20 protein-coding genes and 2 pseudogenes are annotated in these 21614 nt (G+C 70.3%); 12 read left to right on the top strand and 10 right to left on the bottom strand.

The window, feature by feature from the left end; genetic code table 11:
* The 4 genes and pseudogenes from AC5YDA_RS04845 to AC5YDA_RS04830 form a co-directional block, all read right to left on the bottom strand.
* Positions 1 to 330, bottom strand: a pseudogene (locus tag AC5YDA_RS04845) (IS1634 family transposase); the annotation flags it as partial.
* Positions 331 to 566: 236 nt separating this feature from the next.
* Positions 567 to 1646, bottom strand: coding sequence for a glycosyltransferase (locus tag AC5YDA_RS04840; protein ID WP_496192821.1), 1080 nt, complete (start codon positions 1644 to 1646; stop codon positions 567 to 569).
* Entirely contained in the window at positions 1643 to 3406 is a 1764-nt protein-coding gene (locus tag AC5YDA_RS04835) for an ABC transporter ATP-binding protein (protein WP_496192820.1), read from the bottom strand. The genes AC5YDA_RS04840 and AC5YDA_RS04835 overlap by 4 nt, the downstream gene beginning before the upstream one ends.
* Positions 3399 to 4544 carry a glycosyltransferase family 4 protein gene (locus tag AC5YDA_RS04830; RefSeq protein WP_496192819.1) on the bottom strand — a complete coding sequence of 382 codons (1146 nt, stop codon included), beginning with the start codon at positions 4542 to 4544 and terminating at the stop codon, positions 3399 to 3401. The genes AC5YDA_RS04835 and AC5YDA_RS04830 overlap by 8 nt, the downstream gene beginning before the upstream one ends.
* Before the next feature lie 176 nt (positions 4545 to 4720).
* Here AC5YDA_RS04830 and AC5YDA_RS04825 point away from each other — a divergent pair, with 176 nt between their 5' ends.
* Genes AC5YDA_RS04825 through AC5YDA_RS04815 form a run of 3 tightly spaced genes read left to right on the top strand, consistent with a single transcriptional unit; the run spans position 4721 to position 8465 of the window.
* Positions 4721 to 6271: a P-loop NTPase gene (locus tag AC5YDA_RS04825; protein WP_496192818.1), complete on the top strand. Its 1551-nt coding sequence runs from the start codon at positions 4721 to 4723 to the stop codon at positions 6269 to 6271.
* Positions 6272 to 7630 carry a hypothetical protein gene (locus AC5YDA_RS04820; RefSeq protein WP_496192817.1) on the top strand — a complete coding sequence of 453 codons (1359 nt, stop codon included), beginning with the start codon at positions 6272 to 6274 and terminating at the stop codon, positions 7628 to 7630.
* Entirely contained in the window at positions 7614 to 8465 is an 852-nt protein-coding gene (locus tag AC5YDA_RS04815; protein WP_496192816.1) for a polysaccharide deacetylase family protein, read from the top strand. The genes AC5YDA_RS04820 and AC5YDA_RS04815 overlap by 17 nt, the downstream gene beginning before the upstream one ends.
* Here the strand turns inward: AC5YDA_RS04815 and AC5YDA_RS04810 are convergent.
* Entirely contained in the window at positions 8435 to 9565 is a 1131-nt protein-coding gene (locus AC5YDA_RS04810) for a glycosyltransferase (protein WP_496192815.1), read from the bottom strand. The genes AC5YDA_RS04815 and AC5YDA_RS04810 overlap by 31 nt on opposite strands.
* Here AC5YDA_RS04810 and AC5YDA_RS04805 point away from each other — a divergent pair.
* Positions 9564 to 10061 (top strand): annotated as a pseudogene (locus AC5YDA_RS04805) (GNAT family N-acetyltransferase); the annotation flags it as partial. The gene AC5YDA_RS04810 and the pseudogene AC5YDA_RS04805 overlap by 2 nt on opposite strands.
* 416 nt (positions 10062 to 10477) lie before the next feature.
* On the opposite strand, the gene AC5YDA_RS04800 reads toward AC5YDA_RS04805, so the two are convergent.
* Complete coding sequence (locus AC5YDA_RS04800) at positions 10478 to 11638, bottom strand: O-antigen ligase family protein (protein WP_496192814.1); 1161 nt, start codon at positions 11636 to 11638, stop codon at positions 10478 to 10480.
* A gap of 1 nt (position 11639) precedes the next feature.
* A complete protein-coding gene (locus AC5YDA_RS04795) occupies positions 11640 to 12584 on the bottom strand; it encodes an NAD-dependent epimerase/dehydratase family protein (RefSeq protein WP_496192813.1) in 945 nt (314 codons plus the stop codon).
* A 40-nt stretch (positions 12585 to 12624) separates the two neighbouring features.
* Between AC5YDA_RS04795 and AC5YDA_RS04790 the strand changes: the two genes are divergently transcribed.
* The 3 genes from AC5YDA_RS04790 (at position 12625) to AC5YDA_RS04780 (ending at position 14476) form a co-directional block, all read left to right on the top strand.
* Complete coding sequence (locus AC5YDA_RS04790) at positions 12625 to 13551, top strand: nucleotidyltransferase family protein (RefSeq protein ID WP_496192812.1); 927 nt, start codon at positions 12625 to 12627, stop codon at positions 13549 to 13551.
* Between the two features lie 74 nt (positions 13552 to 13625).
* Positions 13626 to 13823, top strand: a complete 198-nt coding sequence (locus AC5YDA_RS04785; RefSeq protein WP_496192811.1) for a hypothetical protein — start codon at positions 13626 to 13628, stop codon at positions 13821 to 13823.
* A complete protein-coding gene (locus tag AC5YDA_RS04780; RefSeq protein ID WP_496192810.1) occupies positions 13820 to 14476 on the top strand; it encodes an arsenate-mycothiol transferase ArsC in 657 nt (218 codons plus the stop codon). The genes AC5YDA_RS04785 and AC5YDA_RS04780 overlap by 4 nt, the downstream gene beginning before the upstream one ends.
* Positions 14477 to 14479: 3 nt before the next feature.
* On the opposite strand, the gene AC5YDA_RS04775 is transcribed toward AC5YDA_RS04780, so the two are convergent.
* A complete protein-coding gene (locus AC5YDA_RS04775) occupies positions 14480 to 15208 on the bottom strand; it encodes an IclR family transcriptional regulator (RefSeq protein WP_496192809.1) in 729 nt (242 codons plus the stop codon).
* Positions 15209 to 15327: 119 nt separating this feature from the next.
* On the opposite strand from AC5YDA_RS04775, the gene leuC reads away from it, so the two are divergent.
* The 3 genes from leuC to AC5YDA_RS04760 all read left to right on the top strand — a co-directional run bounded on the left by leuC (position 15328) and on the right by AC5YDA_RS04760 (position 18022).
* Positions 15328 to 16725 carry a 3-isopropylmalate dehydratase large subunit gene (gene leuC / locus AC5YDA_RS04770; RefSeq protein ID WP_496192808.1) on the top strand — a complete coding sequence of 466 codons (1398 nt, stop codon included), beginning with the start codon at positions 15328 to 15330 and terminating at the stop codon, positions 16723 to 16725.
* A 15-nt stretch (positions 16726 to 16740) separates the two neighbouring features.
* Entirely contained in the window at positions 16741 to 17346 is a 606-nt protein-coding gene (leuD, locus tag AC5YDA_RS04765; protein WP_496192807.1) for a 3-isopropylmalate dehydratase small subunit, read from the top strand.
* 109 nt (positions 17347 to 17455) lie between these two features.
* Positions 17456 to 18022, top strand: a complete 567-nt coding sequence (locus AC5YDA_RS04760) for a hypothetical protein (RefSeq protein ID WP_496192806.1) — start codon at positions 17456 to 17458, stop codon at positions 18020 to 18022.
* 161 nt (positions 18023 to 18183) lie between these two features.
* Here the strand turns inward: AC5YDA_RS04760 and AC5YDA_RS04755 are convergent, their stop codons facing one another.
* Positions 18184 to 18366 carry a hypothetical protein gene (locus tag AC5YDA_RS04755; protein ID WP_496192805.1) on the bottom strand — a complete coding sequence of 61 codons (183 nt, stop codon included), beginning with the start codon at positions 18364 to 18366 and terminating at the stop codon, positions 18184 to 18186.
* 163 nt (positions 18367 to 18529) lie between these two features.
* On the opposite strand from AC5YDA_RS04755, the gene AC5YDA_RS04750 reads away from it, so the two are divergent.
* Positions 18530 to 19642, top strand: a complete 1113-nt coding sequence (locus AC5YDA_RS04750; protein ID WP_496192804.1) for a D-alanine--D-alanine ligase family protein — start codon at positions 18530 to 18532, stop codon at positions 19640 to 19642.
* Positions 19642 to 20601 carry a thiamine-phosphate kinase gene (locus AC5YDA_RS04745; protein WP_496192803.1) on the top strand — a complete coding sequence of 320 codons (960 nt, stop codon included), beginning with the start codon at positions 19642 to 19644 and terminating at the stop codon, positions 20599 to 20601. Before AC5YDA_RS04750 ends, AC5YDA_RS04745 begins: the two co-directional genes overlap by 1 nt.
* Before the next feature lie 46 nt (positions 20602 to 20647).
* Here the strand turns inward: AC5YDA_RS04745 and AC5YDA_RS04740 are convergent, their stop codons facing one another.
* Positions 20648 to 21613 (bottom strand): MvdC/MvdD family ATP grasp protein, encoded by a 966-nt coding sequence (locus AC5YDA_RS04740; RefSeq protein ID WP_496192802.1) that lies wholly within the window; start codon positions 21611 to 21613, stop codon positions 20648 to 20650.
* Position 21614: the final 1 nt, after the last annotated feature.

Genomic DNA, 21614 nt, shown 5'->3' with positions numbered 1-21614 from the left:
GGCGAGCACGAGTTGGAAGAACGCCTCATCGTCGATGGTGTCGAACCCGAGCCGTTCCCACGAGCCGCGAATCACGTCCACCAGCAGCTGGGAACGTTTCCCCTCGATGACCGCCACCCCGGGACGCACGCCCCGCTCGCCGGGCAACTCCAGGGCCGGCTGGTTCGCGTGCAGCTTGTCCTGGCCGATCCGCAGCAGGGCCGCCAGTTCGGCCTCATCATGTGCCGAGCCGAGGTGCTCCAAGATCGTGCGGACCCCGCTCCGTTTCTCGACGATCTGCACGGCCGTGGCCCCCGAAGCGGTCTTCACCTTCCTCAGGAACGGGCTCACCCACCCGATCCTACCGGCCCCTTTAGTGCCCCAAACCCACGAACCAAAACTCTCCGACTAGCAGTGATATCGCCCGGAACCCCAGCAATCAGCTCAAGGTGTGCAAGTCAGGTCTGACCTCGATGGGGCTGCTCCGCCGTTCGGGGCTGGGCCGACATCAGCATGCCCTGGGAGTCGCTGCAGGCCTGGCAACCGTCGACGGTCGCGCCGACCACCTCAGAAATTGGGCGCGCACCTCACCGGGCTGTGTAGAGCGCGACAACGCGCTGGCATGCCACATGAGACGTGAACGTAGAGTCGCGAAGCAGCTTTGCACCCGAGATCCTATCGGGGTCGGCGCCTGCCAGCACGGCGCCCGCCCACGCAGATGGTCCTTCATCGAGCGCCATCCGTGTGGCGAAGGGGGTTGCCACGACCTCGGGAGTGATGGTGTCCGAGAGCAAGCAGGGGAGCCCCGAAGCTTGGGCCTCGACCGCGGCGAGGGGGAATCCTTCGTGCAGTGAGGGCATCAGGAACCGGTCCATGGCCGAGAGAAGGGCGGGGACGTCAGGGCGGTGACCGAGGAACAGCACCCGGTCGCTCAGCTCGAGATTGCGAACCTGCTCGCGGATGCCGGGTTCCAACGGGCCCGACCCTGTCAGGATGAGCCGCGCGTCCGGATCCCTGTCCGCAACGTCGGCAAAAACCCGCAGGATGAAGGCGTGGTTCTTCGCCGGCAGGAACGCCGCGACGCTCCCTAGGACCAGTGCGTCCTCGGCGATCCCGAGTTCGGCACGCACCGTCGCACTTGCCGCTTGATCGAACGCGAAGGCGTCCACGTCGATGCCGTTGTTGATGACCTCGAAGGAGTGCGATCCGAACATCCAGCGTCCCGCCTCGCTGGAGACGGCCACCTTGGTGATGGAGCGCCAGGGCAGCGTGTTCCGGTTCCAGAGATGGAGGGCGCGGGTGATGCGCGAGCGGGAGGCGCCGGCGTTGTGGCTGTGGTAGATCACCCGGACGCCGTGCCTCAACGCCGCCCTGACGGGCGCCACGTAGCTGGCGGTGTTGGCGTGGAAGTGCAGGATGTCGAACTGCTCCTGGGTGAACAAATCGTCGAGATCGCGCTGATTGCGTCGCGGACTGACCCGCCGCGGGGTCACCCCGAAGAACCGGCTGGCGGGCAGGTCGGGGGCGAACACCGGAAGGCTCCCGTAGTCGGAGTAGACGAAGTCGAACCGGTACCGGGAGGAGTCGATCGTCCGCGCCAGATTCAGCAAGTAGGTCTCGATGCCTCCCAGGTTCGGGCTCATGCCGTAGTGCAGGACGCGGATCACGCGATCCCCGCCACGGCGAGGGCGTTCCGGTAGAACGCGCTGTCGGAGCGGAGGGCGTCCGGGGGGCCGAGCGCGGTGAGCCGTCCGTGCTCGATGACCGCGATCCGGTCGCAGAGGTCGAGGGTCGACATCCGGTGGGCGATGATGACCACCGTCACGCGTCCGTGCAGCGCCGCGAGTGTCTCTCGGATCAAGGCCTCGCTCCGCCCGTCAAGGGCTGAGGTGGGCTCGTCGAGCACCAGTAGCTCCGGTTCGCCGACCAGAGCCCGAGCGATCGAAAGCCGTTGGCGCTGGCCGCCGGAGAGTTGACTGCCGCGTTCACCCAGATGGGTGTCGAAGCCCAGAGGAAGTCGCTCGATGTCGGCCAGCACGTTGGCCTGCTCGGCCGCGCGCCGCAGGGCGGCGTCGTCGAGGCCGTCGCGGAAGAAGCGGATGTTCTCTGCCACCGTTCCGGTGAAGAGGACGGCATCCTGAGGCACGAAGGCGACCCGCCGCGTCCACCACGTGCGATTCACGTCGCGCAGGTCGACACCGCTGACGGTCACGACTCCCTCGGAGGGGGTTCGCAGTCCGAGGATGAGTTGAGCCAGGGTGGACTTTCCCGACCCCGACGGCCCGATCACGCCGAGCATCTCGCCGGAGGTGATGGTCAGGTGCACGTCCGCCAATGCCGGGCGGTCGGGCGCATACCCGAAAGTGACCCCGTCGAAGACGAGGGGGGTGACGCGAGCCGGTTGGTCGTGGCCATTGTCGGCTTGGTGTGTGACGTAGTGGTCGATTGTCTCGTCCACGCGCTCCAACGACGGCAGCGCGGCCGCGATCGCGCCCGATACCGCCAGGAGTTGTTGCCCATAGCTGAGGGAGCGCAGCATCAGCAGCATGATCGACCCGATCGCCGCGAGGTTGCCGAACCCGAGAACCTGCAGAATCGCCACCCCGGCGATGACCGCTGCGTAGGCGAGGAAGGTGTAGACCGGCGACAAGGTGCCGGTGAGCACCTGCACGCGGCGCGCCTGATCGGTGGTCGCCTCGACGACCTCCTCGAGGCGTGACTCGAAACGATCCCGAACTCCGAACGTCTGCATTTCCTGGCCCAGAGAGCCGAGCTCCGCGATGGTGGTCGCGAAGGCCATGTCGGTCGTTGCCGACTTCGAGGCCTCCTTGCGGATGCTGCGCCGCACGGGCGTGAGGCCGAGACCGAGCACGGCGAGGGCGCCCAAGACGGCCACCGTGGCCGTGGGGTCGACCGCCACACCGGCGGAGAGGAAGGCCACCAAGCTGAGCGAGGCGGTGATCGCCTGCGTGAGGGCGGCCATGGCCCCATTGATCCGGCCGACGAAGGACGTGAGCAACTCCTGGAGCCGCCCCGCCGCCTCCCCCTGCTGGACACCCCAGTCAGCACGCAGGTAGGCCTTCGTCACCCGCAGCCGTTGCTCGGTACGGACGAAGGCCCCCAAGGCGGCGGAGATCCGGACAGTGGCGAGGTTCAGCAACAGTCGGAGGAGCACCGAGACTGCAGCGATCCAGAGAGCGGTCGTCGCGGAGATCGACTGCCCGAGCAGGGGCCCGACCGTGGCGCCCCCGGCGGCCAGGGCGAGCACGGTGGTCGTCAGCAGGACGAGAAAGCCGGCCTCCAGCATGGCGCCGACGAACGAGGCGACGCCGAGCAGGACCATACGCCAGCGGTAGTTGCGCGCCAGCCCCCACAGCACCGACCAGCCGCTCGGTCGCTTGCCACCGATCGCGTTGGCCTCAACCATGCCGCTTCCCTTCGCTGACTGCGGCGTACGCACCGAGGGAGGCTGCAGCAACCTGACGCTGGTCGAAGTGCCTGCTTGCGCGTTGCCTCGCTGCCTCGCCCAAGGCGGCCCGCTCCGGTGGATCCGAGAGCAGGCGCTCGATGGCGTCCGCCAAGGCCTGCGCATCGCGTGCTGGAACCAGCAGTAGGTGCTCCCCGTCCGTGCCGATCTCGCGGCAGCCGCGGATGTCGCTGAGCACCATGGGCACGCCACAAGCGGCCGCCTCCATGGAAGCCCGAGAAAAGCCCTCGCGATAGGAGGCGAGCACGAACACGTCGAAGGCCGAGTACACCGCAGGCATGTCGGTGCGCTCGTCGACGAAGCGGACGTCGTCTTCATGGGGTACGTGGGTGTCGGCATCCGTGGCGTCCCGGGGGCCCACCCACGCGGACACCGCCTTGTCGCGCAGTCGGTGCGCCACTTCGGCGAACTCGGCGAGGCCCTTCTCGCGGACTCGGCGTCCGATCGTGCCCACCACGATCTGGTCGTCCGTCAGGCCCCACTCCGCACGCACGCGCCTGCGGCCCTCGGGGTCGGGTTGGAAGCGGTCAAGGTCGATGCCGTTCCCGACCACCCGCCACCGGCCGCGCTTGAGGAAACGCCTCAACGTGCGCGCATCCTCGGCGTTCTGGAACAACTCGAAGTCGGAGAACCGGATGGCCAAGGCCTCGGCGCCGTACACGAGCATGCGCTTGACCCACCGGTCCTCGGGGCGGGCCCACAGGCCGTGACACGTGTTCACCACGACGGGCACGCCGGCGAGGCGGCCGACGATGCGACCCATCACACCGGCCTTGGGCGTGTGGGTGTGCAGGACGTCGAGTTCAAGCCCGCGAAGCGCTCGAAAGAGCTCGACGACCGCCTTCAGGTCATGGAGCAACGACCAAGCGCGGGTGAACGAACGGACAGGCACGTGGGTGACCCCCAAGGCCTCGACCCGCTCGACATAGGGGCCGGGTGCGCTGATGCCGAACACGGTGTGACCCTCGTCCACGTCCACCTGAAGTTCCGTGGCCAGCAGGAGGGCGAGCGACATGTCCACCGTGGTCAGGTGGGCGAGTCGGAGTGGCCGACCACCACCGGTTTCTGCATGGGGCACCCGTCCATCGTCTCAGGCAACGGTGTTATGGCAAAGTGCGGGTCGCCCCGCGGGCCGGTAGGATCGCGCTGACCACGCTCGCCGTTCGGCAACGTGGCACTGGACTCGCCATGCGAAAGGTTTGGTTGCATGCGGCACCCCGCGGTCACTCGCCCTTGGTCCAAGGGGGCTGAATCGTGAGCCTCCACGACTTCGTCAAGATCCTGCGCCAGCGCTGGTGGGTGATCCTCCTCTGCGCCGTCGTGGCCGCGGCCACCATGTTCCTGGTCACCCCGGCTCGTGGGGACACCACCCAACGCATCGGCTCCTATACGGCGACCGCGACCCTGCTCGTCGGGTACCGCCAGCCGGTTGCGACACCGGGGCGCACCGCAGAGCCGGTGGCGCCGGTTGAACGAGCCTCCATGGCGCGCATCGCGCTGTTCATCACCACCGGCGAGATCCCGCGGCGCGCAGCGCAGAAGCTCAATTACACCGGCGACCCAGCCCTGCTGTCGTCCGGCCTGGTGGTGACCACAGACCCCTCGAGCGAGGCCATCACGATCTCCACCACAGCAGCCGACGGTGCACGCGCTGCCTTGGTGGCGAACACCTTCGCCAACGAGGCGGTCACCTTCTTCGAAGAGGCGCCTCCGGGGGCCAGCAGCACAGAACTCGCGATCCTGCAGGAGGCCACGCCGATCCCCAACCAGAGCACCGCGGGGTTCGTGATTCCCCCCGACCGCAACATCCGCACCGCGCTGGCCGCGCTCGTCGGCCTGATCGTCGGACTCGCGGTCGCCTTGGTGCTCGACCGGCTCGACTCCCGACTCCGGACGCGGACCGAGGTCGCCGAAGCGCTCAGGATGCCGGTCATCGCCGAAGTTCCACGGCTTCGCCGAGTCGACAGGGCGCAAGGCATGATCCTGGCGCTGCTCAAGCCGTTGAGCGTCTACGCAGACGGCTACCGCTCCGCCCGCACCGCGCTCATGCACCTACCGGCTCAGCAGGTGCGTGGTGACTGGTCGCCGCGCCGTGGGACGGGTGAGGAGGAGGTTGCAGAGGCGCACGTCATCCTGGTCAGCTCCGCACACGCGGGCGAGGGCAAGAGCACCAGCGTGGCCAACCTGGCGGCCAGCTTCGCCGAGACCGGCCAGCGGGTGCTGGTGCTGGATGCCGATCTGCGCTCCCCGGACGTACACACCAAGTTCGACGTGCCCCAAGGGGCCGGCATCTCCGATTACCTGACCAACCGCGGCTCGGTCGAACTTCTCGACATCATGCGCCCCACCAGCGTGGCGGGCGTCGAGATCGTGACGGCGGGGACCCGTCTCGACTACCCGGCCTCCCTCACCAGCCGGCTCGCGCCACTGGTGGACGAGGCCCGCCGTCACGCGGACATCGTGCTCGTCGACACGGCCCCCTTGCTGGCCGCCAGCGATGTGTTCGACATCCTTCCCCTGGCGGACGCCATCGTGGTGGTGGTCCGGGCCGGACGCCTCACCGAGAACGCCGCCAGCCGGGTCGCGGAGCTGCTGGGCCGATTCCGGGTGCCGGTCACGGGTGCCATCCTCATCGGGGGCCACATCCGGAAGGCCGACTACGGCACGGGCTACGGCTACGGGGACTCGCACTCGCGGGCCAAGGGCATCCTGTCCACGAACGCCGCCACCCGGGCGAGCATCCAGCCGCGCGAGGACGTCGCCGACGACGAGCCGGCACCTCGCCGCTCGCAACCCTTGGGGTAGATGGTCGTGGCGCGGGCGGCAGGGACGTTCCTGGCACTGGTGGTGGTCCTCCTCGGGCTCGCCACCTACGTCCGTGCTGTGACGCTGGCCATGAACACCGAGTCGTACAACACCTGGGGTGCGATGATCTTGGTGCCCGTGGTGATCGCCCTGAACGGGGTCATCATCGCGGCCGTGGCGAAGCGCGAGGGAGAGGTCTGGTTCTCGCGTCTCCTGGTGCTGGCGTTCCTGGCCAAGCTGCTGGGGATCGCGGCCCGGTACATCGTTGCCTACTACCTCTACGGGGGCGTGGCGGACGCACAGGGCTACAACCTGTACGCGATCGACCACTACCTCGACTGGCGGCAGGGCGACATCTGGTGGGAGGAGTCCGGCAAGGTCGGCACGCTGGCCATGGAACTCCTCACCACGGCCCTGTACGTGGTGATCGGGCCCACTGTGATCACCGCCTTCTTCGTGTTCGGGTCGCTGGCCTTCTGGGGCGTCTACCTGATCTACCGAGCGTTCCGCATCGCCTTGCCGCAGGGTGACCACCGGCGCTATGCCGTCCTGCTGTTCTTCCTGCCCACGATCCTCTACTGGCCCGCCAGCATCGGCAAGGAGTCCTGGCTGATGCTGTTCGTCGGGGTGACCGCGCTCGGCGCTGCGAAGTTCTTCAACCACGCCATCGCCCACGGGCTCTTCCTGATGGCACTCGGAGTCGCGGGGACCGCCCTGATCCGCCCTCACGTCACGGTGCTCATGGTCGCGGCACTGTTCGTGGCCCAGATCGTCCGCCCGAGTGCCCAGCGTTCCACCGGCGTCCTGACCAAGGCGGCCGGTGTCGTCGTCATGGGCATCGCAGGGCTCGTCCTCGTCAGCGCCTCGGCTCAGTTCCTGGGCATCGACGACCTCAGCGCCCAAGCGGTGTCCGACCAGATCGACTGGGCTGCCGGGCAGACCGCGCAGGGCGGCTCCGCCTTCACTCCGGTGCCGCTGAGCTCGCCCCTCGGGGTGCCCGCTGCGATCGTCACGCTGCTGTTCCGGCCCTTCCCGTGGGAGGCGAGTGGCTGGCCGATGCTCGTGCAGAGCATCGAGACCATGGGGCTCCTCATCCTCACCGTCGTTGCATGGCCCCGCCTCAAGGCCTTGCCGACCCTGATGCGGCGCAACCCGTGGCTGGTGTTCGCGGTCGTCTACGCGCTCGCCTTCATCATGGCCTTCTCGGGCTTCGCGAATTTCGGCATCCTCGCCCGCCAGAGGGTGCTCATGATCCCGTTCTTCCTCGTCCTGCTGGCACTGCCCAAACCACTGCCGCAGCAGAAGGGCGTGACACGGGACGCCACCCGGAAGGAGCTTGCCGGTGCTGCACATCGGTGACGTGAACGACCGGGCTCGGGGGCTGGTCAAGCGAACTCTGGCCCGGCGGGGAGTGGGTGCACCCAGCGCCCCTGGAGCCACGCTGCTCATCTACCACCGGGTGGGCGGTGGCACGCGGAATGAACTCGACGTGGAGGTGTCCACGTTCGAACGCCACCTCGCCGCGCTCGCCGACCACGACGTGGTCTCGCTCGATGCCGCCCTGGACCGTCTCGAGGCGGGCGACACCAGCCCCAGCGTGGTCCTGACCTTCGACGACGGGTTCGCGGACGTGTTCGCCCACGCGTGGCCGTTGCTCCGCGAACGCCAGCTTCCCTTCACCGTCTACCTCGCCACCGCTTACATGGGGGACACGATGAAGTGGGAGGGCGCCACCGCCAAGGGCGCCCCCGGCAGAGGATTGTCGTGGGACCAGATCCGCCGCATGCAGGACACGGGTCTGCTGACCCTGGGAAATCACACGCACAGCCACGTCCGGCCCGAGGTGCTGACGGAGGCCGAGCTGGACGCGTGCACGGCGGCCATCTACCAGCGGTGCGGGGTGAAGCCCCGGCACTTCACCTATCCGTGGGGCATCCCCGTCCCCGCCAGGGTGGACGCGCTGCGATCACGCTTCCGGAGTGCCTCCACAGGGGTGGTCGGGCGGAACCTGCCCGGGCAGGACTTCATGCGTCTGAACCGCGTCCCGGTGCGGCGTACGGACCCCGACGAGTTCTTCCGTGCGAAGCTGATCGGCGACCTCGCCGCGGAACGCGCCTATGGTTCGCTCGTCGGCACGGCCAAGGCCGGCCTCGAAGCCATCCGTCAGCCGTTGCGACGGCTCAGGCGCTCGTAAACCGCTTCCTGAGCAGTCACGGCGGACCGGATGTCGTAGTCGGCGGCGCGACTGCGTGCGGCACGGGCCATGGCGGCGCGTCGGTCGGCGTCACGGGCGACCTGAACCAGCGCCTCGGCGAGGGCGACGTGGTCACCGGAGGGAACGAGTAGCCCCTCGACACCCGACCGGACCTGATGGGGCAACCCGCCCACGTTCGTCGCCACCACGGGGAGCCCGGCGGCGAACGCCTCCATCACCGCGACCGGGAGCCCTTCATGCGCCGAGCCCAACGTGAAGATGTCGGCGGCCGCCATCAATTCGTGCACGTCGCGGCGGAAGCCCAGGAGCTGGAACCGGTCGCCCAGGCCCAACTCGGCGTGGAGGGCGGCAACCTCGTCGGCCAACGGGCCCTGACCGACCGCGGCGAAGCGCAGGCGCGGCTCGGCCTCGACCGCGCGTCGGGCGGCCCGGAGCAGGTTGGGGTAATCCTTGTTCCGGCGCAGGTTGGCGACGGTGAGCGAGAGCACCTCGTCGTCGGCGACGCCCAGCTCGGCGCGCAGCCTGGCCCGGGCGTCGGCCGAGGCGGGCACGGCCTCGGTGTCGATGCCGTGGATCAACACCTCGTAGCCACGGCGGCGTGAGCGCCACATCGTGTCGCGGACCTGGTCGGAGACGGCCCAGTGATGGGCGTCCAGTGGCGTGGTGAGGCCGTTGAGCAAGCGGGTGGGCAGCCGGTGGCTGCTCCACTCGTTGTGCTCGGTGACCACGACGGCCGGACGCCGTGAGCGCGGCAGCGTCAGCGCCAGCAGGCGTGCCACCGAGGCGAGCACGGGGGAATGGGCGTGCACGATGTCGGCACCGGCCATCAGGCGGCGCAGGTCGGTGAGCCACGCGAGCCGCCCTCGACGACCGGCACCCAGGCGCTCGGGAGCCAGCCCCAGAGCCTCGAACTCGGGCACCAGGTGGGTCTTGTCCGGTCGGACGTAGGCCAAGCGGTACGTGAACCGCTCCCGATCCACGACGCGGGCGGCCAGCAGGAGGAGCTGCTCGGCGCCGCCGGGGCCGAGTCCCTTGATCAGCCACAGGACCCCGGGCTTGGCCTGGGTGGTGGGGGCCATGACGTCCTCCGTCCGCTCGCCGTACCGGGGCGGTGGGGCAGCCCCTAGGCTGTGGGCAGCCTACCAACGCGGGGAGGACCCCATGCCCAAGCTGACGCCCGCCGACCTCGAGGTGCGCGCCGCGGTGCCGGAGGATGACGCCCTCGTCATCCCGATGCTGCGCGAATCGCTGAAGAAGGGCGACGATCCGCACTACGAGGCGTTCCTGCACTGGAAGCATCGCGAGAACTCGTTCGGCCAGTCGGCCGCTTGGGTGGCGCTGCACGACGGGCGGGCCGTGGGCTACCGGACGTTGATGCGTTGGCGCTTCGTGAACGACGAGGGCAAGAAGGTGACGGCGGTGCGCGCCGTCGACACCGCCACGCACCCCGACTATCAAGGGCTGGGCATCTTCCGGACGCTCACCCTCCGCGGCGTCGCGGAACTCACCCTCGCCGGGGACGGGATCGTCTTCAACACCCCCAACGACCAGAGCCGCCCCGGCTACCTCAAGATGGGCTGGAGCGTCGTCCGGCGATTGCCGGTCGGCGTCCTGCCGGCCCGACCGGGTGCGCTGCCGAAGATGGCGCGCTCCAAGGTGCCGGCGAACCTGTGGTCGGAGGAGACGTCCGCCGGTCTTGACGCCGCGGAGGCCCTCGCCGACCGCGCCGTCGCCGAGGCCCTGCTGCAGCACGCGCCCGCGAAGGGCTTCCGCACCGACAGGACCGCGGAGCACCTCGCCTGGCGGACCTCCTTCGGTCCACTGCGATACCGCCTCCTCCTGGCGTCCTCGGACCCCGCCGAGGGTGGGGTGGTGTTCCGCCTGCGACGTCGGGGCGACACGGTCGAGGCGGCCATCATCGAGCAGCTCGTGCCGGACGTGATCACCGGCGCCCGCCTGGTGGCGCGTGTGCTGCGTGAGACGAAGGCCGACTACGCCATCGGCCTGCGGACGGGGCCATCGGCCGGGCTGGTGCCGCTGCCCGTGCCGGGGGCCGGACCGCTCCTGACGTCCCGGCCACTGGCCGCCACACCCCCACCCGCGTCCGACTGGTGCCTCACGCTGGGGGACATCGAACTCTTCTGAGGCGAGGCACTCGCCCAGCCGAGGACGGCGCCGGCGGCGAAGGTCACCGGGGCGAACTCGTACAGGTGGTCGACGGTGGAATGGACGCCGAGGGCGGTCCACGCCGCAGCGGCGATCAGGCCTCCTGCACGCGAGCCGCGCACGGCCAAGGCCAGCCCCAGGGCCAGCACCAACGCGAACATGCCGAATCCCACGAGGCCGAACTCGGCAGCCACCTGCAGCACCCAGGAGTGGGCGCTCGCCAGATCCGGGTCGACCGACAGCATGTTGGTCTCCCGGAACGAGCCCGCCCCGCCGCCGGTGAGGAGGTGCCGGTTCAACAGCCCCAGTGCCTCCGACCACAGCTGCTTGCGCACGCGGTCCAGCCCCACCACCACGGCGTCCGGCCAGACGGAGCGGCGCGCCAGCCCCACCACAGCCGCGGCGGCGCACCCCAGCACCAACGTGCCGGCCAGCCAGGAGACCGCCGGCCGGGGGCCGCGCCGGCGGGCCACCGCGAAGGCTGTCGCGACCATCACGGGCACGGCGACGATCGTGGCCGCCACCGAGGCGTTCAGACCGAGGACGAGCACCGACCCGAGGGCGGCCGCCGCCAGGACGACCGCGGGGCCCCGGCCCTGCTCCTCGATCGCGCGACGCGGCCGCACCGACCGCTGCGCCAGCGCGGCCAGACCCACGAGCGCCATGAGTTGCACGCCGACCGCGGCGTTGGCGTTGGGGTAGCGCGTGGGCAGCTTGCCGGGCACCGGCGTGATGACCCAGCCCAACACGAAGAACCACGCCACGACGGCGAGCAGGGCCGGCAGCAGCCAGCCGGGAGGCCGGCGTCCGGCCCAGCGACCGGCCAGCAGACCGGCAATCAGCACGACCGGAGGGCCCAAGTAGGGGAGAGCGGCGAGGGGTGAGCGCCCCGCCCACACGGTGGCCAGGACCACCCAGAGGCACCACAGGGCGAGCGCACCCAGGGCTGCGGGGTCCAGCCCGTCCGGGCCCTTGCCGCGCGCCATGTCAGCTCTGGTACTCGGGCAGCGTCCGGAACCACTCGACGGTGGTCCGGACGCCGTCGGCCAGGGGGACGGGTTGGACGTCGGGGAACAGCGCGCGCAGTCGGCTGTTGTCGGCCTGGGAGTCGCGCACGTCGCCCGCGCGGGGCTCGGTGTGGTCGACCACGGGCTGCGTGCCCAGCACGTCCCCGATCATCGAGATCAGCGTGTTCAGGGACGTCCGCGACCCGAAGGCCAGGTTGACGGGATCAAGGTCGTGCACGCCGCCGATCGCGGCGTCCGCCAGCACCCGCGCGACGGTGCCGACGTAGGTGAAGTCGCGGGTCTGCTCGCCGTCGCCGTGCACGGTCAGCGGCACTCCCCGCAGGGCCGCATCGACGAAGGCGGGGATCACCGCGGCGTAGGCGTGCCCGGCCGGTTGCAGCGGCCCGTAGACGTTGAAGAAGCGGAACGCCAGCGTGGGCAGGCCGTAGGTGTGCCCGAAGGAGAGCGCGTACGCCTCGGTGGCCTGCTTGCTGACGGCGTAGGGGGAGATGGGGGCGGTCCGCATCGACTCGCGCTTGGGCAGTTCCCGGTTCGCGCCGTACACCGACGAGGAGCTCGCGACCACGACCGGGATGTCGCCGGCCCTCCGGGCCGCCTGCAGCACCTCGAGCGTGCCGGTCGCGTTGGCGTGGTGGGAGGCGACGGGGTCGAGTACCGAGCGCGGGACGGACGGCAACGCCCCGAGGTGGACCACCGCACCCGCGCTCGCGAAGGCGGCGTCGAGGGCCTCGGGGTCGAGGACGCTCGCGACCACCAACTCGGCGTCGACGCCGTCGAGGTTGGCCCGGTTGCCGGTGGAGAGGTTGTCGAAGGCGACCACGTGGTCGACCTCATCGCGGCCCAGCAACTCCCGCGCGAGGTTGGAGCCGATGAACCCGGCACCGCCGGTGACGACGATCTTCACGCTTGGGAAACTACCACGCGGGTCGCGTAGGCTCTCGGGGGTGGGTCCCGTTGAGCAGATGCCGTTGCTGGCCGGCGTTCCGTTGGCCGCCGCCACGCTCCAGGTGATCGCCGACGACGCCGGCGTCGACCTGCTCCACATCAAGGGCGCGGCCGTGGACGAGGCGCTGCTCGGGCGCCGGAGGGTCCTTGATCCCGCCACGGGTCAGCGGGAGTCGATCGTGGTGCCGCGCGCCAGTGTGGACGCGGATGTGCTCGTCAGGCCGAGCCACGTGAAGCGCTTCTTCGCGGCCATGGCCGCGCACCGGTGGACGATGGTCTACCGCTTCGAGGACGGCTCCGCCTTCGAGCACGCGTCGACTTGGATCCGCCCGGGGGTGTGCCACGCCGACATCCACCGGGCCTTCCCCGGCATCGAACTGCCGCCCGAGCCAGCCTTCGACCTGCTGTGGGCCGATCGGCGGATGATCCGCCTCGCCGGCCAGCCGTGCGCGGTGCCGAACCTTCCTGCCCAGCGCCTCATCCTCATTCTGCACGCCGTTCGCGGGGGAGACCTCGACAGCCCGGACATCGACCGCGCTTGGCGGGAGGCGTCCGCCGACGAACGCGCTGAGGTGGACGCGCTCGCGGCCAGCCTCCGCGCCGACGTGGCGCTCGCTGCCGGCACAGGACGGCTCGAGGGGCATCGGCGGCATCGGTCGTACACGCTGTGGCGCGCACTGGCGAGCCAGGAGACGTCCCGCACGACGTTGTGGTGGGCGCGGGTGCGAGCCCAGCCGGATCCTTGGCACGCGCTGCGGACGGCCCTCCACCTCGTGTCGCCCAAACCCGATCGGCTCGAGCGCGAACTGGGTCACAAGCCGGGACTCCTGCAGTGGGGCCGCGCCTGGGGGCACCAGGCGGGGTTGGTGGCGTCCGAGATCGGGCGCTTGGCCGGCCGCGCGGTTCGCAACGGGAGGACGCGTTGACGTATCGCATCCCAGCTCGACTGGGTCATGTCACCCTCCCCCCGGCGGAGGGCCGTCCGGTTTCGGTCTACCTGATGCAGTTGCCCGACGGCGACGCGCTGGCACTCCAGGAGACCTCGGCCCTCATCTGGAGCATCGCGGCCGAGGGCGAGCCGGATGTCCCGGGGGCTCTGGCCGAGCTGTTGGACGTTCCCGTCGAGGCCATCGCGGAGGAGACCCGGGCCCACTTGGGGTTCCTCGTGTCCCAGGGCCTGCTTGACTGGGTGCCATGACCGAACCCCCGAAGGGTCACCGCAGCCTGGGCATCCTCGCGCCGCTGAGGGTTCTCTTCGTCTGCACGGCCAACATCTCGCGGTCGCCCTACGCGGAACGCCGGACGCGCCAGGCCGTGGGCGAGGGGTTGGCCGTGTCCAGTGCGGGGATCCCGGGATTCCCCGGGCGCGGCATGGACGAGGCGATGGAACACCTGCTCCTCGAACGCGGTGGCGATGGCTCAGGCCACGTGAGCCGCGCGGTCGACCAGGACATGGTGGAGGACGTCGACCTGGTGGTCGTCTTCGAGTTCGCCCACTACGTGCGGTTGCTGGAGATGGACGCGGGGAACCGCACCAAGGCCGTCAGTCTCGGCCAGGTCGCCGCGGCGGCGGTGCGGCCGAGCACCCCCTCCGACGACTGGTCGATGATGGATGGCCCCGAGATCGTGGCCGCCGTGGTCGGGGCGGTCGGCCCCCATTCGATGAGCTTCGACGTCGAGGACCCGTACCGGCGTGGACCCGCGATCGCACGCCAGTGTGCGAACGAGATCGATGCATGCCTGGCGGTGCTCCTGCCGCGGCTGACGGGGCGGCCCCTGGTGCATCCGTTGGTGGGGCGACGGGTCGAGCCCGATCCTCGTGGACCGCTCGCCTGGTTCAGGAGGTCCTGAGGGTCAGGCGTCGCCGCTGCGGCGCAGAACCTCGGAGAGTCGCTCGGCGGCAGCCATGACGGCGGGGGCGTGCAGGCGTCCGGGCTGGCGAGTCAGGCGTTCGATGGGTCCCGACACGCTGACGGCTGCGATGACCTTGCCGTTGGGCGAGCGGACCGGTGCGGACACCGAAGCCACGCCGGCCTCGCGTTCGGCCACCGACTGGGCCCAGCCGCGGCGGCGGACGGTCGACAGCGCCACGGCGGAGAAGGTCGCGTTGGTGAGGCCCCGCTGGATCCGCTCGGGATCCTCCCACGCCAGCAGCACCTGGGCGGCGGAGCCGGCGTTCATGGTGAGCTGGGTCCCGACGGGTACTGTGTCTCGCAGGCCTGAGGGGCGCTCGGCGGACGCGGCGCAGATGCGGAAATCGCCCTGACGGCGGAACAATTGGGCGGACTCGCCGGTGATGTCGCGCAGCCGGGCCAGCACGGGGCCGGCGGTCGCGAGCAGGCGGTCCTCGCCGGCGGCAGAGGCCAACTCGGTCAGTCGCGGGCCGAGCACGAACCGTCCCTGGAGGTCACGGCTGACGAGGCGGTGGTGCTCGAGGGCGACCGCCAGCCGGTGGGCGGTCGGACGGGCCAGTCCGGTCGAGGTGACCAAGCCGGCGAGCGTGGTCGGGCCCTGCTCGAGGGCGGTGAGAACCTGGGCGGCCTTGTCGAGGACGCCGACTCCCGAAGAACTGGAACTGTCCATAATCTGATATTGCCGTCTCACGGGTTGATATGCAAGTTGTACGGTGGTGTCATTGGGCCCGAGAGTCGTGCAGAGCAGCCGGCTTGACTGGCTCAGCCGCCGAGTTCGGGAGGAAACCAATGGGCAAGACCCTGAGTGACAAGGTCTGGGAGGACCACGTTGTCCGCAGCGCCGCAGGCGAGCCGGACCTGCTGTACATCGATCTCCACCTCGTGCACGAGGTGACGAGCCCCCAGGCCTTCGACGGGCTCCGCCTCGCCGGCCGGCCGGTGCGACGTCCGGACCTCACCCTCGCGACGGAGGACCACAACACTCCCACCGAGAACATCACCCTGCCGATCGCCGACCCGGTGTCGCGCCTGCAGGTCGACACGCTGCGCAGGAACGCCCAGGAGTTCGGCATCCGCCTGCACTCGCTGGGTGACAAGGACCAGGGCATCGTCCACATCATCGGCCCGCAGTTGGGTGCCACCCAGCCCGGCATGACCATCGTCTGTGGCGACTCGCACACCGCGACCCACGGTGCGTTCGGGGCCCTCGCCTTCGGCATCGGCACCTCGGAGGTCGAGCACGTGCTCGCCACCCAGACCCTGAACCAGGCCCCCGCCAAGCGCATGGCCGTCACCATCGACGGCGAACTGCCGGAGGGTGTCACCCCGAAGGACGTCGTCCTGGCGCTCATCGCCAAGGTCGGCACCGGCGGCGGCCAAGGCTACATCGTCGAGTACCGCGGCTCCACCATCGAGAACATGTCGATGGAGGGGCGCATGACGATCTGCAACATGTCGATCGAGTGGGGCGCCAAGGCCGGCATGGTCGCCCCCGACGACACCACGTTCGCCTACCTCAAGGGCCGTCCCCACGCCCCCGAGGGCGCCGAGTGGGACGCCGCCGTCGAGTACTGGCGCACGCTGCGCACCGATGACGACGCGGTCTTCGACGCCGAGGTCGTCATCGACGCCACCCAGCTGACGCCCTTCGTGACCTGGGGCACCAACCCGGGCCAGGGTGTGGGCCTGGGCGACGCGATCCCGTCGCCGGAGGACTTCACCGATCCGGTCGGTCGTTCCGCCGCCGAACGCGCGCTGGAGTACATGGGGCTGACCGCCGGCACCCCGATGAAGGACATCAAGGTCGACACCGTCTTCCTCGGGTCCTGCACCAACGGCCGCATCGAGGACCTGCGCCTCGCGGCGTCCGTGCTGGAGGGCCGGAAGGTCGCCGACGGCGTCCGCATGATGGTGGTCCCCGGTTCGGCACGCGTCCGCCTGCAGGCCATGCAGGAGGGGCTGGACGCCGTGTTCACCGCGGCCGGCGCCGAGTGGCGCGAGGCCGGGTGCTCGATGTGCCTGGGCATGAACCCGGACCAGCTGAAGCCGGGGGAGCGCTCGGCTTCCACCTCGAACCGCAACTTCGAGGGACGCCAGGGCAAGGGGGGCCGCACCCACCTGGTCTCCCCGGCCGTCGCGGCCGCCACTGCCGTGCGCGGCACCCTCTCGTCCCCCGCCGACCTCTGAGCAGGAGTAGCTGACATGGAGAAGTTCACCTCGCACACCGGCGTCGGCGTCCCGCTGCGTCGCTCGAACGTCGACACCGACCAGATCATCCCCGCGGTCTACCTCAAGCGCGTGACCCGCTCGGGCTTCGAGGACGGGCTGTTCGCCGCCTGGCGCAGCGACCCCGAGTTCGTGCTCAACCAGGATGCCTACAAGGCCGGTTCCGTCCTCGTGGCCGGCCCCGACTTCGGTACGGGCTCCTCGCGTGAGCACGCGGTGTGGGCCCTGCAGAACTACGGCTTCAAGGTCGTCATCGGCTCGCGCTTCGGAGACATCTTCCGCGGCAACTCCGGCAAGTCCGGCCTGCTGGTCGCGCTGGTGGAGCAGGACGTCGTGGAGGCGCTCTGGGACCACCTGGACGCCAACCCGGGCGCGGAGATCACCGTCGACCTGGTCGCCAAGTCGATCGTCGCCGGCGACGCGCGCCACGAGTTCACCATCGATGACTACACGCGGCACCGCCTGCTGAACGGTTTGGACGACATCGGCATCACGCTGCAGAAGGACGCCGACATCGCGGCCTACGAGGCCAAGCGTCCGTCGTGGAAGGTGCGGACCATCCCCGCGAAGGTCGCCAACTGACCAACTGGTCCTCCCTGCCGGATCCCCCGGGAAACGCCGCCAGCAAGCGGTGTTCCTCGGGGGATCCGGCGTATGGGCGCCGTGACAGACCATGCTTGGTGTCAGGAGCGTGACGGCTCCGATCTTGCGCACGACGGCTCCGTTGCCCGCCGAGGAGGTGATCGACGTGGACGGCCTGCGCGTCACCTCCCTTGCCCGGACGGCCGCCGATCTGGCCCGAACGGCCGAGTTCACGTGGGCCGTCGTCGCGGCCGACCAGGCGCTGCGACGCGGCGTCCGGACGGAGGAACTGCTCGCCGGGGTCGACGCCGGTCCCAAGAGGAAGGGGAACGCTGCGCTCCGTGCTGTCGCCGCCTTCGCCGACGGGCGGTCCGGGTCGGTGGCGGAATCGGTCAGCCGCGTGACCATGGAGCGCGCCGGGCTCCCGAAACCGGTCCTGCAGTTCGCGGTGACCGGAGCCGAGGGGTGGAAGGGGTGCTCCGACTTCGGGCGGCCCGAGCACGGGATGGTCGGCGAGATGGACGGTGAGGCCAAGTACAAGGATCGACTCGAAGCGAAGAGACAGTCGCCGGGAAGGTGTTCGGCGCCGAGCGCGTCCGCGATGACGGGATCCGTCGTGCCAACTGGTGGGTCGTCCACTGGGGGTGGCGGACGGCATGGGACACGCGGGCCCTGAGCAACAAGATCCGCGAAGGTTTCGAGGACGCCCGCCGCTTCCGCCGCGACGGTGGACGTCGCTCCACCGGTTGAGGCCACCAAGGTGCCGGATGTCCCAGGAAACGCCGCTGGCAACCGGCGCTTCTGCGGGTATCGGGCGCCCGGTGCCCGGTGCCCGGATCAGGACAACGTGGCCCGATGGGGGACGCCGTCGACGGACTCCACGCGCAGGCGCTGACCCACGCGCAACTCGCGAAGGGTGGGGTCGATGACTCCCACCGGCAGGACGACGCGGCGTCCGTGGTCGTCGACGCACTCCCAGCCGTCGTCGACGCGACGCGCCACGGTCACTCCTGAGTGCATGGGTCGAAGCCTAGTCACCCATCCGCCCGTCGACCTGCATCTGCGCGCTGGTTCGACAGCGACGCAACGGGATTGCCCGCGCGATCGCGGCTCGGCCCCGGGCGTCCGTGACGCCGGTAGGGTGATCCCCGCACCCAGGCACGTTCGAAAGAGGGAACCCAGCATGGCCGAACGCATCCGCGTCGCGATCATCTTCGGCGGAGTCAGCTCCGAGCACGACGTGAGTTGCTTGACGGCGGGCGGCGTCACCCGCGCGATCGACACCGACCGGTTCGAGGTGATCGGCGTCGGCATCACGCCCAGCGGACGCTGGGTGCAGGTCGCTCCCGAGGACATGGCTGCGATGCAGGTCGTCGACGGCACGTTGCCCCGGCTCGACGAGGACCGTCCCGAGGCACTGTTGATGCGCCGCGACGGTGGGGGGCGCATCGCCACCCTCGACAACGACCGGCTCATCGACGCCCGCGACTTCGACGTTGCGTTCGCGCTCCTGCACGGCCCGTTCGGCGAGGACGGCACCATCCAGGGGATGTTCGAGATGCTGGGCATCCGCTACGTGGGGTCGGGCGTCGCGGCGTCCGCGAACGGCATGGACAAGGACCTCATGAAGACCGCCCTGGCGGGTGCCGGCCTGCCGGTCGCGCCGTGGGTGACCATCCACCGTCGCCAGTGGGAGTCCGAACGCGAGCACTTCCTGACCAAGGCCGAGGCCGACCTGCGGTTCCCGGTCTTCGTGAAGCCGGCGCGAGGCGGCTCGAGCCTGGGCATCACCCGGGCCAACACCCCCGCAGACCTGGTGCCCAGCATCGAGGAGGCCTTCGCCTTCGACGCGAAGATCATCGTCGAGGAGGGCGTCATGGGTGCGCGCGAGGTCGAGGTGGCCGTCCTCGACAACCTCGACGGCCCCCCGCGCGTCTCCCTGGCCGGCGAGATCCGCATGCACGGCGAGGGCACGTTCTACGACTTCGAGGCGAAGTACACGCCGGGCAACCAGGTGAGCCTGGACGTCCCGGCCGCCATCGACGGCCCGCTGTTGGCCCGCCTCCAGCGGATCGGTGCCCGGACGTTCCGGGCCATGGGTGCCGAGGGGCTGTCCCGGGTCGACATGTTCGTGACCGAGGACGAGGAGATCTTCGTCAACGAGCTGAACACCATGCCGGGCTTCACCTACATCTCCATGTACCCGCAGCTGTTCGAGGCGTCCGGGCTGAGCTACGCCGACCTCATCGCGGAGCTCGTCCGGCTCGCCCTGGAACGCCCCATGGGGCTGCGCTGATGGGTGGCCGTACCCTCGCCGACGAGGGGGAATTCGGGCTCATCTCCGCCATCACCGCCGGGCTCACCATGCCGGACGCGGTGACCGTCGGCCCCGGCGACGACTGCGCGGTCTTCGCGCCGCGGGGGCAGGTCGTGGTCTCGACCGACGCGATGTACGAGGAGGTCCACTTCAGGAAGGCCTGGTCGGGCCCGCGCGACGTGGGCCGCAAGGCCATCGCCTCGGCGTTGGCGGACGTCGAGGCCATGGGTGCCACGCCGCTGGGCGTGGTCGTGGCCCTCTCAGCACCGCCCGAGACCCCGACCGACTGGGCATTGGACTTCACCAAGGGCGTCCGTGAGGAGTGCGAACGGGGTGGCGCCGTGCTGATGGGCGGCGACGTCACTCGCGGCCAGGCGATCGGAATCGTCGTCACCGCCTTCGGTGACCTCGAGGGACGCGCGCCCCTGCTCCGATCCGGCGCGCGGGCCGGCGACGTGGTGGCCTACGTCGGACGCCTCGGCATGGCCGCCGCCGGGCTTGCGGTCCTGGCCCGCGGCTTCCGGTCGCCGGGCGCGGTCGTCCGGGCCCACCGTGTCCCGGAGGTGGCGTACGGCCAAGGTCGTGTCGCGGCGGAGGCCGGGGCATCCGCCCTGATCGACTGCTCCGACGGCCTGCTCGCCGACCTCGGCCACGTGGCCCGGGCGTCCGGGATGGCCATCGACCTGAACTCGGCCTCGCTCGACGTGGACGAGGCGCAGAAGACGGTCGCCGCGGCGATCGGCGGGGGAGACCCCCTCAACTACATCCTGACCGGAGGGGACGACCACGCCCTGCTGGGCACGTTCGCCGAGGGTGACGTCCCCGACGGGTGGACCGTCATCGGTCACGTGCGGGCACCCGAGCCGGACGCCGTGGCGTCCGTCACCGTCGACGGGGTCGCGTGGTCGGACGGCGCCGGGGGCTGGCGCCACTTCTGAGCGAGCGCGGTCGGGGAACCCGGCGGCCCTCGTGCCGGGGAGTGGGTCACGCCCGGGTGCCGGCTGCGTCCAGGTCGTGGAGCAGCCGTGCCATCGACGCCGTGATCGGCTGCCCGGTCGCGAGCTCGACGAACAACCACTGCCCGGCCGGGTTGACTTCGAGGAAGACGTAGTCACCGTCGGGGGCCCGCCGCAGGTCGATCGCGCCGTAGCGGAGGTCGACATGGTCCATGAGCGCGTGGAGGCGTCCCACCACCTCGTCCGGCAGCGTGTGCGGCAGGATCGGTGCGTTGGCGGTGTCCATCCGGAAGTCGTACGGGTAGGACGACTCGTGCGCGCGGATCTCGGCGGCGTGCACGTCCCGCCCGACGATCGTCACGCGGATGTCGATCCCACCGGGGATCAGCTCCTGGAAGATCACCGGCGCCAGCCGGACGTGGTCGAGCAGGTCGAGGTCGGACGCCTCGACCAGACGGGTCTCGGCCCACGCCTCCTCGAGGCCACCGAACGGCTTGAAGATCGCCCCCTCCGTCTCGCCGGCCAGGAACTCCCGGGCCTGGGCCGGATCGGTCGTGACGCACGTGCGGGGGATCCGCAGCCCCAGGGTTGAGGCGACCTTGAGCTGCCACAGCTTCCGGGACGCCGCGAGGTCGCGGTCCGGATCGTTGACCCACGTGGCGTCCGTGCACGACCACAAACCCCGGACTGCGGCGTCCACCTCGCCGTAGGCGAACCGCCGGTCGGTCGCTGTGCCCAGCTCGGCGTGCAACTCGTGGGGGAGTGGCCGGCGCCACCACATCGCGCGGAGCGCGGTGAGGTCCACCTCGACGCCGGTGGCCTCCTCGACCCAGGTGGCGGCCCACGGGGTCCGCGGTGAGTGGCGGCTGGTGATGCGCGCACGGGTGGGGACCGCCGCCGTGTCCAGGAACACTGCGGCGGACCCGAGTTCACCGAGGCGGGCGGCCACACCCTGGGCGTGGACGTCCGCCTCGCTCGCGACGATGCCGATCACG

The organism is Propioniciclava sp. LT294 (assembly GCF_059516005.1).
This window is presented reverse-complemented; position numbering and strand designations above follow the sequence as displayed.

Coding starts and splice junctions, on each gene's coding strand:
- AC5YDA_RS04835 (WP_496192820.1), bottom strand. CDS start 3,406: ATGGTTGAGGCCAACGCGATCGGTGGCAAGCGACCGAGCGGCTGGTCG.
- AC5YDA_RS04820 (WP_496192817.1), top strand. CDS start 6,272: ATGGTCGTGGCGCGGGCGGCAGGGACGTTCCTGGCACTGGTGGTGGTC.
- AC5YDA_RS04810 (WP_496192815.1), bottom strand. CDS start 9,565: ATGGCCCCCACCACCCAGGCCAAGCCCGGGGTCCTGTGGCTGATCAAG.
- AC5YDA_RS04800 (WP_496192814.1), bottom strand. CDS start 11,638: ATGGCGCGCGGCAAGGGCCCGGACGGGCTGGACCCCGCAGCCCTGGGT.
- AC5YDA_RS04785 (WP_496192811.1), top strand. CDS start 13,626: ATGCAGTTGCCCGACGGCGACGCGCTGGCACTCCAGGAGACCTCGGCC.
- AC5YDA_RS04780 (WP_496192810.1), top strand. CDS start 13,820: ATGACCGAACCCCCGAAGGGTCACCGCAGCCTGGGCATCCTCGCGCCG.
- AC5YDA_RS04775 (WP_496192809.1), bottom strand. CDS start 15,208: ATGGACAGTTCCAGTTCTTCGGGAGTCGGCGTCCTCGACAAGGCCGCC.
- leuC (WP_496192808.1), top strand. CDS start 15,328: ATGGGCAAGACCCTGAGTGACAAGGTCTGGGAGGACCACGTTGTCCGC.
- leuD (WP_496192807.1), top strand. CDS start 16,741: ATGGAGAAGTTCACCTCGCACACCGGCGTCGGCGTCCCGCTGCGTCGC.
- AC5YDA_RS04755 (WP_496192805.1), bottom strand. CDS start 18,366: ATGCACTCAGGAGTGACCGTGGCGCGTCGCGTCGACGACGGCTGGGAG.
- AC5YDA_RS04750 (WP_496192804.1), top strand. CDS start 18,530: ATGGCCGAACGCATCCGCGTCGCGATCATCTTCGGCGGAGTCAGCTCC.
- AC5YDA_RS04745 (WP_496192803.1), top strand. CDS start 19,642: ATGGGTGGCCGTACCCTCGCCGACGAGGGGGAATTCGGGCTCATCTCC.